Source organism: Streptomyces inhibens (genome assembly GCF_022221585.1).
Lineage (GTDB): Bacteria > Actinomycetota > Actinomycetes > Streptomycetales > Streptomycetaceae > Streptomyces > Streptomyces inhibens.
The window spans coordinates 7,809,192-7,822,240 of sequence record NZ_CP084681.1 but is presented as its reverse complement, the minus strand read 5'-3'; the positions used below and the strand labels follow the sequence as shown (position 1 = coordinate 7,822,240).

Here is a 13,049-nt window from a genome sequence, read left to right as displayed (position 1 = left end):
GCCCCCACTCAACGGAAGGAGCAGCGAGCAAGCAATGCGAAGAGAAGAGATTTCTCCTGCCGGCGCCGTACTGACGGAACTGGTCAATGAAGGAGTTTCTGTATGGCTGGACGGTGTGAGCCGCCGGTCGCTCGCGGACGGATCACTGGGCCGGCGGACAAAAGATGCCTGCGTGACCGGAGCCGTACTCTCCCTGCAGGAATTGGCCGAAGAAGTACGGGACGGCACGGCGTATCAGGACCAGATCGAACTGCTCGGCCGCCGGGGAATCCCGCTGGACGAAGCGATACGGGCGCTGCATTTGTACGATGCCCGCTGGGCGTGTGACGTACTGGGGTCGGTCTTTGCCGCAACGAAGAGCACTGACGGCTGGGTTTCCGCGGAACTCGACCCCCGGTTCGCCGATGACGCACGTGCAGCGATTGCCGAGGCACGTGCCATCGTTTCCGCCGTGAACCGGCCGAATCTGCTGGTCAAGGTGCCCGGCACACCGTCGGGCCTGAAAGTGGTCAGCGACTGTGTCGCCGAGGGAATTGGTGTGAACGCGACGCACATCTCTTCGGTGCAGCGCTACGGAGAACTGATCGAGGCGTACTTCGAGGGTCTGGAGCGGGCGCTGGCTTCCGGACGGCCGCTGACCGCCAGCGTCTCGGTGGCCTCCTTCGAGGCCGCCAGGATGGGAATCATGGTGGACGCGTCTCTAGACGGTCCGGCGGACGAAGGCACAGGGCGACTGCGGGGCCGGGCCGCACTCGCCCTCGCGCGAGCGGCCTACGACCTGTACGAGGAACGCCTCGGCTCCGATCGCTGGCGGAAACTGCGGACATCGGGCGCCCGGCCGCAGCGCCTGGTCTGGACGGGAGCCGACACGGCGGGCACCGGAGGCGCGGCAGGCACCGGGGACGCGCCGGACACCAAACACGCGCCGGTACGTCATGTGGAGGAGCTGGTCGCCTGGAGCACCGTGCATGCGATGTCGCAGCCGACCCTAACGGCGGTCGCCCGGTGGGGCCGGCTCAGCGGCGACACCCTGACTGGCGAATCCAGCGCCGCGGATGAGGTGTTGACCGGCCTGCGGCAGCACGGCGTCAGCATCGACCGGATGGCCGAGGAGCTGACGCGTGCGGCGGTTCAGCGGAGCGTAAGCAGCCGCCTGGATCTCGACGGCTCGGTGCGGGACCGGTTGAGCGTCCTGGACGGCTGACGACACTTCGCTGGTCCCCTGCTGCCGGGCAGCGGGTGACCAGCGAGCGCCTCGGTTCCGATCCGTTCAGTCCCGAGCCCGAGCCGTGCTCCCGGTGACCGTCGCTGTGGACCGGCGGCCCGGGAAGGTGGAGCCGGTCAGTGCGAGCAGTGGGCCCGCCTTCACGGCCGTCTCCTCGAACTCGGCCTCCCTGTCCGACAGCGCGGTGATCGCCCCGCCGATCCCGTACCGTACGCGACCGGGCGTGACAACGACCGTACGGATGACGATGCTCAGGTCGGCGGCCCCGGTCAGAGAGAAGTAGCCGAGCGCCCCCGAGTACACGCCGCGGGCTCCTCCTTCGAGCCGGTCGATGATCTGCACGGTCCGCTGCTTGGGCGCGCCGGTCATCGAGCCGCCCGGGAACGCGGCCCGTACACACCGGACCGCGCTGCTGTCGGGCCGCAAGGTCGCGGTGACCGTGCTGACCAGTTGATGGACCGTCGCGTACGTCTCCACCCTGAAGACATCGTCGGCTGTGACCGAGCCGACCTCCGCACACCGGCCCAGGTCGTTGCGGACCAGGTCGACGATCATCAGGTTCTCCGCACGCTCCTTCTCGTCCGTACGGAGGTCCGCCACCAGTGCGGCGTCCTCCGCGGGTGTCGCGCCGCGCGGCCGGGTCCCCTTGATTGGGCGGGACTCGGCGATGCCGTCGCCGCCCACTCTCAGAAAGCGCTCGGGTGAACTGCTGAGCAACGACAGCTCGTCGAAGCGCAGCAGCGCAGCAAACGGCGCCGGAGATACATGGCGCAGGTACCGGTAGCTCTGCCAAGGGTCCAGGTTCATCTTTGCCTCAGCCATGTTGGTGAGGCAGATCTCGTAGGACTCTCCGGTCGTGATCTCGTCCTGGCAGGAGTCGATGAGGTTGAGATAGGTCTGGCGGTCGTGCCGCAGCTCCACCTCCGCGCCGGCGGGCGGCGCGGGACAGGGGTCCGGCTCCAGACCGACGAGCGCGTCGAGCCGGGCCGCCGTACGGATCAGCCAGTCCCGCGCGCCGCCCTCGTCCGCTTGTCGGTCCTCGTCCGCAAGCCCGTCCGCGCCGTCGGCCACGCCTTCCTCCGCCAAGGCCATGAGGTAGGTCATGCCCTCCTGGTGATCGAAGACCACGGCACGGTCGGCGAAGATCATCGCCGCATCCGGTTCGTCCGAGCGGTGCGTCAGGTCGCCCCCGCACTCCGCCTTGAGCTCGTAACCCAGATAGCCGACCCACCCGAGCGCGAAGTCGAAGGGCAGCCAAGGTACTTCCGTGACTGTGCGGCGCAGGTCCTCTTCGAGCCAGTCCAGGAACTCGCCGGTGACGATCTCGGTCCCCGTACCCATCCTGACCTGGACGGTACTGCTCCATATATCCGCGGTGGCGACGCGGGCGAGCGGACCGGAGGCATCACCCATGAAGGAGAACCGGCCGAGGCCGCCATCGGACCGACTACTGTCCAGCCAGAACGCGTACGGGCCGAATCCGAACAGTCGCTCGAAGGTGACCTCCTCATTCCAGCGGGTGGATAGCCGTCTCACACAGACCTTCACCTTGCGCTGTGCGGAAGGCAGTTGCTCCTCGGACGTGCCACTTGCCACGGGTCGACCAACGGCCTTCCGCGGAGACGACGCCGCCCGGAAGCCGGCCGCCTGTCGCTTCCTCTCGTTCAACTGCAGGAAGTTCCCCAGGAGGTGGAGCCCGTGTTCGGTGCCGATCGATTCCGGATGGAACTGCACGCCCCAGAGCGGGCGGTACCGGTGCCGCAGGCCCATCAGGACACCGTCGGGAGTCCAGGCCGTGGCCGCCAGCTCGTCGGGGAGCCGGGTGACCGCGAGGGAGTGGTAGCGCACGGCGTCGAACGGGCTCGGCAGGCCGGCAAAAAGACCCTCTCCCGTGTGCAGTACGGGTGAGATGCGGCCGTGGCGCGGTTCGGGTGCCAGCGTCACCGAACCCCCGCCCGCCAGGGCGATTCCCTGGTGGCCCAGACACACGCCCAGAAGCGGGATCTCCGCGGTCCGGATGATCTCCTGGCAGATACCGAAGTCGGCCGGGCGGCCAGGATTCCCTGGTCCCGGAGAGATCATCACCTGGTCGAATTCCTTCAGGTGACCGATCCGCCACTGGGCGTCGTCATTGTTGACGACGGTCGGCTCATGCCCGGAGAGCTGAGCCAGACAGTGGAAGAGGTTGTAGGTGAACGAGTCGTGGTTGTCGACCAGCAGAGTGCGCATCGGTGAGTCGGATCCTCCCTCGGAGCCGCGGCGAGTCGAAGAGCGTCCCTCTGTCAGGTACGCGCAGGTCGGCGCCCCTCCAGTCCTGCTTCGGCCCGGCCGCGGCGCGCGCTACGTCGGCCGTCGACGGCCACTGGCCGCCCGGTGCCGCGGCTCCTGCGTTCGCTTCGCCCCTCGGAGGAAGACAACGGACGGATTTCGAGCAGCATGTGCTCGACGAGGTCCTGTCCTTCAAGGACGGTACGGCGTCGGAGGATTCGCAGCTTGCGGCCGCACTCCTTCGCGATCCGTCGGAGACCGGCGATATCTCCCCGGTCGCAGAAATGAAGCAGTACCGATCCGTTGCCGGTCAGGTGATTCGTCGCTTCGGAGAGGTATCTTCGGTGCGCACGGTATCCTGCGTCGACATACGCGCATTCATGGATCGACCGGTATTCGTAGTCCTCGGGTGCCAGCACATAATTGGAGCTCCAAAAGATCCGGTCGAATCGCGCTCCTTCGTCGAGTTCCGAGAACAAATCACTCTGGACCACCGTGACACGGTCGGCAACACCGTGCCGCTGGGCGTTCTTCTGCGTGTTAGCGACCGCGTGCTGGTTGATGTCCGCGGCCACCACGGTCGCGCAACCTGCCAGCGCCGCCTGTACCGCAATCACTCCGGCACCGCAGCCGATTTCAAGCAGGGACGACGACGTCTGCGCGTTCGGGCCGGTCAGCCCGAGGAAGTCGACCGCGACGCCGGTTGAAGGAGAGTAGATGGGTGCGAATACCTGGTCCAGCAGATCCCACTCACGACCCAACAGGGAAAACGTACGGGGACGGTCCGGGTTCGTCATCGCTCGGTTGCTGCGCTCTAACGACTTGAGGTGACTCCGTACATCGGACATTGAACCTCCGGGACTCGGCCGAGCGCTGATTTAACCGAGCAACACTGTTGTGGACTTTCCATCTCCCCGGAAGGTGATCCGGTGACAGACCGGACCACATGGATGGTGACGCCATCACTACCCATCACCTGTGATGCCGATCACATTCGGCAACATCGGCGAAGGTGGGGGGAGGTACCACGCAGGCTGAAGAGTGACCAACAGTCGCGAGTGACCCTGCCCCCGACCAAGAAGGTAAGGAATAGATGAATTCGGCTGAACAGTCAGGTATCGGTGAAATTCTCACCATTCTCGAACTGCTCGCCGCAGAAGCTCCACCTACAGAGATCGAAGACCTGCTCCGGCGCACCCGTTCGGCCGGACTGGACGCCGCTGCCTTACCGCACTTGGAACGGGCGGAGCGCCTGGCCTTCAAGGTCCACGCCCTGTTCGCCCGCCGGCAGCAGCGCGAGGCCGAGCTCTCCGCGCTGGTGGACACCGCTCGCGATCTGACGCTCCCTTACGACCTGGACGAGCTACTCAGGACCATCACCCGACGCACCCGGACGCTGCTCGGCCTGGACATGTCCTACATCAGCTTCCGTGACGTCGAGACCGGGGACAGCTACGTCCGCACGGCGGACGGTCATGCCTCGGCGCTCACTGTGGGGTACCGCGTTCCGTACTCCTCCGGGATCGGCGACGAGTCCATCAACAGTTCTGTTCCGATATGGACCCCTGACTACCTGTCGGACGAGCGTCTTCGTCACTCCAGCGTGCTGGACGAGGTCGTGCGTGCGGAGGGGCTGCGTGCGATCATCGCGGCCCCACTGAAGTTCGGTGACGACGCCTTCGGGGTGCTGTACGCGGCAGACCGGAATGTCCGTCACTTCACCGTCACTGATGTGTCGTTGATGAGTTCACTCGGGGACATGGCCGCAGTGGCCATCGAGAAGACGCGCACGTTGGAGCGCAGCAATGCGGATGTCGCCGACCTGAAGTCCGGCACCTCACGGGCCAAGTCGCAGCTGTCCGAATTCCGCAGGCTCGGGGAACTGCACGCCAGGCTGGTGGACCTAGCTCTGTCCGGCAGCAACCTGAACGCTCTTGTCGCCCAGGTGGCCGAGGCACTTCAGGGTGCCGTACTCGTACGGGACATGGAGCACCGGACGCTCACGGGCCTGGGGACGATACCGGCGGCCAAGGATGCCGAGATGCTCCGTGCCTGCCACGCCGCCTATGCGAGACGCACACCAGTAACACTCAGCTCCGGCACCTGGGTCGCGCCGGTCATGGCGGGGAACGAGGAGCTCGCCGTCCTATTGCTGCACCCGGACGATCCGCTGGACGACACCGGCGTTCCACTACTGCGTCTGGCCGCCCAGTCCATCGCCGTCCTTCTTCAGGTGCAGCGGGGCGAAGAGGCAGCCGCGAGCCCGTTCCGTGATGAGCTGTTCGAGGATCTGCTGGTCGCTCCGCACCGCCCGGCGAAGCAGTTCATCCAGCGCGCCCGCAGACTGAGCATCGATCTCCAGCGGCCTCATGTGGTCGTGGTCATCCGTCCGGAAGGCGGTACGCAGGGAAGGGCCGCAAGCTGGGCTGCCTCGTACGCCCGCCGCCTGGACGGGCTGAGAAGCATCCAGAGCGGTTGTATCGCCCTGCTGTTGCCGACTTCCGACTCCAGTGCCGCGGCGCGTGCGGTGTCCGAGGAACTCACCCCACTGCTGGGGCATCCGGTGACCGTCGGGGCGGCAGGCCCAGTCACCGGCCCCGACCTGGTCCAGCAGACCCACCAGGAGGCCCTGCGGTGTCTGGACGCGCTCGTCGCTCTCGACAGCGTGGGCGCCTACGCCTCCCCCAAGGACCTTGGATATCTCGGCGTCCTGCTCTCCGACAACCGTGATGCCACCAGCTTCATCAGCGCGACGATCGGGCCCATCCTGGACTACGACACGCAGCGGATGACCGAGCTCACCAGGACGCTCGACGCGTACTTCGCCGCCGGCGGCAGCCCGACGTATGCGGCGGAGGCCCTGCATGTCCACCCCAATACCGTCTCCCGCCGGCTGGAGCGGATCACCGAACTGCTCGGCGCGGACTGGCTGAAGCCGGAACAGGCACTCGAGGTGCAACTCGCGCTGCGGCTTCACCGTACGCATGATGTGCTGCGGCAGAAGCGCGACGATGGCGCACCGGCTCAGGCGGACAAGCCGGAGCACTGAGCGGCGCCTGTGGACCGCAGCGCCGACATCGCGTATGCGCAGGACGCTAGCGTCATATGGCGATGCCAGCCCTGGAAGGAACGCCCCTCGTAGTCCCGCAGGCCGACGGCCTCGCCCCGTGTCCGCCATCCGTGGGTGACCGTACGGGCGAGCCGTGTGGTGCGCAGCAGTGAGGCGGGCGGCGACTCGTGCATGTTGGTGAGCCACAACTCTGCGGGCGGACGCCGGAGATCGTGCCACACGCCCAGCAGACTGAGTCGGCTTGGCCGCTCGTATGCGCCGCGCTCCTGACCAGGGGGCGCAGGCAGCCGTACGCACGCGGTCGCCGTGGCTAACGGCATTCTGCGCAGACCTTCTTGACGCTCCGTCGGGCGGACCACGTACCGAAGTCGCCGTGCGGTGTCGAGCACGGCCTGTGCCGGGGCGACGCGCCATCCGCGGCCGGTCCGGTCCCTGTCATCGATCACAAGACGCGTCCGTCCACTGATCCTCACGACCTTCGGAGCATCCTGGTCGAACAACTCCCCCAAGTGACGGTGTTCGTCGACTCCTCGTGCGTCCAGCGCGACCGGGCGCCGGGGGTCCCCCCACCGGTGGACGTCGTCGAACAGACCCGCGACGCAATCCTCGGGAGTGACGGCGCTGAGCTCCTCGGGGACCTCCGCCTTGGCCCGCCGCCGATGGTCCGTCAGCCATGCGTCGGGCAGGTGAAGACGCCAACTGACAGGCGCGACCACCCGCTCCGAGGCGTACCACATGCTGTACGCCCGCTGACCGTTCACCACTTGCCGCCCATCGGGCGAGAAATGTCGGGCCACTCCCACGGTGTGCTCACCGCCCTTGGGAATGGACACCGGCAGAGCCACCCAGGCAGAGGTGGCGTCCTCCTGCTCCAGGAAGGTAGCCAGCGCTTTGCGGACCGGGCTCCAGGCCCAATGGGAGCTGCTGACGAAGTGGTGCAGTCGCTGCTCGTCCCCGGGCACGCCGACGGCGGCCGCGATATTGGCGATCGACTTGCGCCCTTCGGCGCAGAGCAGGCCATCCATGTACTGCCGCGCCCGGATTCGCTGGTCGTAGCGGCGGAACTCCGCGAAGAGTGCGGCGCAGAGATCGGTGACGATGTCCTCGGAGCTCGCGACACGACGCATTACATATTTCTTGCCATTCGTCCCTTTTTTGAGTGATGTATCGCAGATCATGGCAACGCCTCCTGGTGCGCGGGGAGTTCTACACCGCACACCAGACTCGTCGCGTCCCACACCTCCGGCGAGGTGTGTCGGGCACACCACGCCGACCCTCGGTGGTGGCCGGACCATCACCCACGGCTCAGCAGGTACCCCAGAACGGGCGGCCGGCGGCCGTACGACGGTGGCCCCACCACCACCCCGATCACGGAAGGTCGCGAAGGAAGTCCAGCAGCGCGGAGGTCAAGATGGCAGGGGCATCGAGGGGGACAAGGTGCCCCGCGCCCGGAATCACCGCGAGCCGCGCTTCCGGAATCATGGACGCCAATTCGTGGGCCTTGGCGACGGGAATCCAGGCGTCTTTCGCGCCCCAGCACACCGTGACCGGAATATCGATCTGCGGATACAGCGGCTGCACTTCATCGGTGAACCGCTGATCCGCCTGTGTGATCTGCCGGTAGAAAGCGGCTTGGCCGCCCTCGCTCGACCAGGGGCCGACCAGCTTCTCCAACACGTCGGGACGCAGGCCCGGGAAACTCGCCGAGCTTACGTATTCACGTACGAGTGCGAGGTGCAGAGACGGCGGCAGCCGCTCGAACACTTTGGTGTTCTGCGTCACCAGGCGAAAGAAAGGCGAACCCCACGGAGCAAGAGCGACGGGGTCGACGAGCGCCAGTCTGCGATACGAGGCCCCATGCAGGAGATGGGCTCGCAGAGAGACAGCGCCGCCGAAGTCATGTGCGATTACCGAAGGGGCCGACAACTGCCAGTGCTCCAGCAGTTGAGAGAACACTTCACTCTGCGCGGCCAGCGAGACGTCTTGCCCTCGGCACTTCTCGGAGGAGCCGTAGCCAGGCATGTCCCAGACATACACGTGGTATCGCTGCGCAAGCGCCTGAGCGATTTCCCGCCAGACGAAAGACGAGAAGGGCGTACCGTGCAGCAGGACGACCGACTCTCCGCCCTCCGGCCCGAGCCGGCCCCATCGGACCGTACCCGATGTACTGCGGAAGCTCTCGTTTAACTGCCAGTCGTTCAACGCTCTGATCCTTTCGGCCTGAGGGGCAGCCGGAATTGCCCCGGCACCCAACAGACGTCATTGCCGTTCGTCACCCGAACGGCAATTCAAGACAATTCAACAGCACTTGCTCCCCATGTGAGCTCTGCGAGCAAGCCTCTCATCGCATTCCGGCACGTGTACACCGAGGAGCAAGTGCCCCGTGTCAGCGGTTCGACTGCGCGCGTCCAGCGGAAGGGCCGTCGCCGCTCCCCTGCTGTCGAGCGCGGTAGTTGGCGACGTTGAGGCGGTTACCGCACACATCGGGCATGCAGTATCGGCGGCGTCCGGCACGGCTGGTATCGACGAACATCCCATCGCACACCGGAGAAGAGCAGTGCCGGAAGCGGTCATGGCTCAGCGTCCGCAGGGCACCGAGCAGCCCTGCGCCCATGAGGACCGCCAGTTCGTCGGCGAGGGGTGCGTGCGGAGCCGTCCCGATGTACCACTGCCAGCGGTCCTTGGCGTCCCGGTACAGGGCCGGCCCCCTGCCCGCCCGCATGACCAACGCAGTCGCGCCGTCCACGGCATCATCTTCGGAGGTGGCCTCGAGGATGCCGCGGATCTCCTGGCGGAGGGCGTGCACCTGCTCAAGATCGCCATCGGTCGGTCTCCGGCCCTGCACCAGGGCATCCGGACGGATCCCGTACTCGGCGAGGAACCTCTGCAGGGCGGCCGGGTCAACCAGGACCTCACCTGTGCTTCTGCGAACCAGGGGTGAGGTGTTGACCAGGTCGGTCGCCAGCCCCGCCCCTAGCGTGTAATCGGAAAAATCAATTTTCACGCCTTACTCCATGCTAGAGTAACCGGAGAAAGGTAACTATACCCCTTAGCTCGGGAGTGGTTGGCGTGCCCACACACATGACCTCCGGGGCACCGCGACGCGCCATCGGCCGCTGGCCCTGAAACCAGCACCCCCGCCGACGACTCCCCACGTGTATGGAAGGGATCTGCTCATGCGGCAACTGCTCCATCTCGTGCTCTGCGTCATGAAGGACGTGGCCTATGGCATCCATGCAGGTCACGCGGTCAGGCATGGCATGAACCCGCCTGCGCGGCATGCGTCCGGCCGTACGCCGTCCCGGCAGCCCGCGGCCTGCCCGCGCCGCGGACCAGCCGCGCAGCCGCCAGTCATGGCGGCAATCGTCGGACAGCACACCCCGGCCAGCGACTGACCAGCACTCCAACGAGTCGTGTCCTGGCGGCATCCGCACCCTGGCCCTATTCGCCCAGGACACGACCAGCGCCCCCTCCCGGACCTACTTCAAGGAGAGCACCGTGGAAACCGGACCCTTCCTGGCGTACATCGAGGGACGCCAGATGCGGTGGAAGTTCACGCTCGACCAGTGCATCGACGACGCGGGCGCCGACCCGCGTGCCCGGCTCCTCGCCGTCTTCGACGCGCTCCGATCCTGGGCGGCCTCGCAACCAGGCTTCCGCAGCTTCTCGTTCACCCACGCCATGGTCGAACTGGCCGGTCCGCAGCACCCGGCCCACATCATGGTCACCTCCAACAAGCGCGCCCTGCGCAAGCGGATCCTCGAGCTGTCCGAAGCGACCGGCACGCCCGACCCCAACTTCCTCACCGACCAGCTCCTGCTGATCTACGAGGGTGCTATCTCCAACCACGCCCTGGGCAACGTCGACGAAGCCGCGGACAAAGCCCACGCTACGGCTCGCCAACTCATCTCCGCCGCCAGTCCCCTGCCCGTAAGCACCTTCCTTGCCGGTCCGGAGACGCACTGACGGTAGCGAGCTGGGCGTCCTTCGGCCCGTACTCCCCAGCCATCCCGGGTGCAGCCCCCGCCGCCGCATTCCCCACACCGGCCTGGAGGTTCACCTGCCGGCCTCGGCGGACTGCTGCGGCGGGGCGGCGGGGGCGTGACCAAGACCTGCGATGGAGGGGAAGAGCCGATGATGACGCTGACCCGCAGGCGCTACGGCAGAGCTCATCCGCCTCTCGCCCGCCCACCTCTGAGGTCTGCCTCTTGGCAGGTTACGTGCGCAGCGCCGATGCCTCCTCCCCCACGCCGCGAACCTTCCGTCAGCAGCCGGGCAGAACTGAAGGGCGCCCTGATCCCGCAACTCTGGGCGGATACACGCGGACGCGCCCCGTGATGATGAGCTGACAGGTGCTTGGGTGGAACCGGCCCCGGATTCGGACTTGGTCGTAGATGGCATGGACGGCTACGACGCCATCGTCGTACTGGGCGTCGTGGGCGAGGGCTGCAGAGCTCTGTTTGAAAGACTCGACGAGTCGGCGTACCGCTGCGCCGGGTGTGATGTCCCATGCTCCGGCCAGAAGAGTGATATCCGTGTGGGTGGCGTGGTCGATGTAGACCGGGCGTTCCCCCCGACTCCCGCAGCGCCACCGTCGCCTACGGGGCCTGGCGCATGTTGAGGCGTCCGGGCGGGGCGGCGGAGGCGGTGTGGGTGGTGATGGGTTCCCGGTAGGCGGCGGCGCGCAGTGCCCTGGCCAGCCGTCCGGCGGCGGCCTTCTCGCCTGGTTCCGGCGGCCGGGTGCCGTTCACCGGTGAGCGGTGGCGGTCCTTGGTGGCGTTTTCCGGGGTGACGGGGCGGCCGTCGGAGCCGAAGACCTTCTCGGCGGTCTTCGTGGCCTGCCTCGCTTGGGCGGCCTGGTCGGCCTTGGCCTGGGCGCGCGCCGCTCGGGCGGCTGTGACCTTGGCTTCGGCTGCGGCCTGGGCGTCGTCGTTCGCCTGGACCTGGCTGACCATCTTGCCGATAGCTTCGGTCAGTTCTCCCTTCCGACCGTTCGACGGGTCTGGCGTTGGTGCCGGTGCGGCGGCTTCGGCACCGAGCGCCTGGCACCAGGCGCGGGCGTGTTCCATCATCGCTGGGCCGTCCTCGTCGCCGGTGGCGTGGGCGGTCGTCCAGATGTCGGCGAGGGTTTGGAGGAGGTCGGGGCCGAGGATGTTGGTGAGTGTGTTCTTCAGGGTTTCGGTTTCGTCCGGGTCGAGGATTCCGGCGTCCCGTCGGGCGAGGATCAGCCCGGCCGCGAGGGCTGTCTGCCAGCGGTCGGTGGGGGCGGTGCTGGTGAAGTCGTCCAGGACCAGGGTGCGCACGGCGGCGCGCAGGTACCGACGGTCGCTGGGGCGGCGGCGCAGGTGTGCGTGCTCGGCGCGGGGGACGACATCGTGACGACGAGCGAGTCTCCGCGGGCCGCAGGGGGCACGGAACGACCAGCCCTTGCGTGCGAGTCCTGCCGGGGACTCGAACCTGCGGCCAAGCCCTACGTCGCCACCGCCGTGCCCCGCCCGCCGCCGGACCGCTGATCGTTGCCTCCCAGAGGTTGCGCACCCGAGAGTTCAAATCTGTGTCGCGCCCAGCGCAACCACGCATTACGTACGACGTCATCAGCCGACGCGTCCACCCCCTGACAGCCGCGACACACGCGTGCACAACAGGTGCACATCCGCGCAGGAACTCCCGGGAAACCGCAGGTAGGGGAGGGAAGCCCGACAGGGCGACAACGGGGCCCGCGGCCTGCCCACCACCGGCGCCGCAGGCCGAAACGGCTCGCCGGACGAACCGGCGAACCGTCACGGACAATTGGGGCTAGTTGGTCGGAGAGACGTAGCCGCTGATCTGCATGCCCCAATATGGGCTGTCTCCCACCGCGCCGGGGTACTGGTCGCGGTGGGAGGAGGAGGTTGAAGGATCGTTGGTGACCTCGTTGCCGCCAATGCTCTCGATGGTCCCGTCGTCATTGACCGCCGTGACGATGGCAACGTGATCGGCGTAGCCGTCGCCGTTGTAGTTGAAGACGACTGCGTCACCGACGTGGGGATCCGGATGCAGTCCTGCACCGTACTGTCCGAAGCTGCCGGCCGCCGGGGTCAATCCGGTGACGTTGTAGCCCGCCTGCGCCCATACCCACGCTGCGAAGTCGGCGCACCAGTTTTCCGGCGAGCCACCTGCGCCCGTGCAACTGGAGTTGTACCCCTGTTCGCCCACGCTGTTCGTGTCACAGGCGTGATGGTCGAGGTTCGCGTTCGCGATCGTGACGATGTCGTCGGTCGTGGCCGACGCTGTGCCTGCGGCCAATATGAGGGACGGTACCGCCAGGGCTGCTACGACGATGCCCCTGATGGTTGTGTTACGCGTCTTCCGGGATGTCATGATTTTCCTCTCTGTTTCAGCTGGATTGGACGTAGTCCCGGTGAGTTGGCGCCAGTGATCGGCCGCCAGCGGGGCCTGCTTCAGAGCCTCTGCTCGGCCGGCCCGTCCCGGCTCCGGTCGGCTTGC

10 protein-coding genes are annotated in these 13,049 nt (G+C 67.0%); 3 read left to right on the top strand and 7 right to left on the bottom strand.

The window, feature by feature from the left end; all coding sequences use genetic code 11:
* The first annotated feature begins 172 nt into the window (after positions 1-172).
* Complete coding sequence (locus tag KI385_RS35020) at positions 173-1,204, top strand: transaldolase family protein (RefSeq protein WP_342593490.1); 1,032 nt, start codon at positions 173-175, stop codon at positions 1,202-1,204.
* Positions 1,205-1,270: 66 nt separating this feature from the next.
* Here the strand turns inward: KI385_RS35020 and pabB are convergent, their stop codons facing one another.
* Positions 1,271-3,454: an aminodeoxychorismate synthase component I gene (gene pabB / locus KI385_RS35015; protein ID WP_238576062.1), complete on the bottom strand. Its 2,184-nt coding sequence runs from the start codon at positions 3,452-3,454 to the stop codon at positions 1,271-1,273.
* 53 nt (positions 3,455-3,507) lie between these two features.
* On the bottom strand, positions 3,508-4,290 hold the full coding sequence (locus KI385_RS35010; RefSeq protein WP_238576061.1) for a methyltransferase domain-containing protein: 783 nt from the start codon (positions 4,288-4,290) through the stop codon (positions 3,508-3,510).
* 296 nt (positions 4,291-4,586) lie between these two features.
* Between KI385_RS35010 and KI385_RS35005 the strand changes: the two genes are divergently transcribed.
* The gene (locus KI385_RS35005; RefSeq protein WP_238576060.1) at positions 4,587-6,542 is read left to right on the top strand and encodes a helix-turn-helix domain-containing protein; all 1,956 of its coding nucleotides are present in this window, start codon (positions 4,587-4,589) and stop codon (positions 6,540-6,542) included.
* On the opposite strand, the gene KI385_RS35000 is transcribed toward KI385_RS35005, so the two are convergent.
* From KI385_RS35000 to KI385_RS34990, 3 genes are all read right to left on the bottom strand, one after another.
* Positions 6,518-7,690 carry an IS701 family transposase gene (locus KI385_RS35000; protein WP_238576059.1) on the bottom strand — a complete coding sequence of 391 codons (1,173 nt, stop codon included), beginning with the start codon at positions 7,688-7,690 and terminating at the stop codon, positions 6,518-6,520. The two genes, KI385_RS35005 and KI385_RS35000, sit on opposite strands and share 25 nt — an antisense overlap.
* 241 nt (positions 7,691-7,931) lie before the next feature.
* Positions 7,932-8,765 carry an alpha/beta fold hydrolase gene (locus tag KI385_RS34995; RefSeq protein WP_238576058.1) on the bottom strand — a complete coding sequence of 278 codons (834 nt, stop codon included), beginning with the start codon at positions 8,763-8,765 and terminating at the stop codon, positions 7,932-7,934.
* 184 nt (positions 8,766-8,949) lie between these two features.
* Positions 8,950-9,567 (bottom strand): CGNR zinc finger domain-containing protein, encoded by a 618-nt coding sequence (locus KI385_RS34990; protein ID WP_238576057.1) that lies wholly within the window; start codon positions 9,565-9,567, stop codon positions 8,950-8,952.
* 494 nt (positions 9,568-10,061) lie between these two features.
* Here KI385_RS34990 and KI385_RS34985 point away from each other — a divergent pair, with 494 nt between their 5' ends.
* Complete coding sequence (locus tag KI385_RS34985) at positions 10,062-10,529, top strand: hypothetical protein (protein WP_238576056.1); 468 nt, start codon at positions 10,062-10,064, stop codon at positions 10,527-10,529.
* A gap of 632 nt (positions 10,530-11,161) precedes the next feature.
* On the opposite strand, the gene KI385_RS34980 is transcribed toward KI385_RS34985, so the two are convergent.
* Positions 11,162-11,866 (bottom strand): hypothetical protein, encoded by a 705-nt coding sequence (locus tag KI385_RS34980; RefSeq protein WP_238576055.1) that lies wholly within the window; start codon positions 11,864-11,866, stop codon positions 11,162-11,164.
* 493 nt (positions 11,867-12,359) lie between these two features.
* Positions 12,360-12,923, bottom strand: coding sequence for a CHAP domain-containing protein (locus KI385_RS34975; protein WP_238576054.1), 564 nt, complete (start codon positions 12,921-12,923; stop codon positions 12,360-12,362).
* Positions 12,924-13,049: the final 126 nt, after the last annotated feature.

Coding starts and splice junctions, on each gene's coding strand:
- pabB (WP_238576062.1), bottom strand. CDS start 3,454: ATGCGCACTCTGCTGGTCGACAACCACGACTCGTTCACCTACAACCTC.
- KI385_RS35005 (WP_238576060.1), top strand. CDS start 4,587: ATGAATTCGGCTGAACAGTCAGGTATCGGTGAAATTCTCACCATTCTC.
- KI385_RS34975 (WP_238576054.1), bottom strand. CDS start 12,923: ATGACATCCCGGAAGACGCGTAACACAACCATCAGGGGCATCGTCGTA.
- KI385_RS35000 (WP_238576059.1), bottom strand. CDS start 7,690: ATGCGTCGTGTCGCGAGCTCCGAGGACATCGTCACCGATCTCTGCGCC.
- KI385_RS35010 (WP_238576061.1), bottom strand. CDS start 4,290: ATGACGAACCCGGACCGTCCCCGTACGTTTTCCCTGTTGGGTCGTGAG.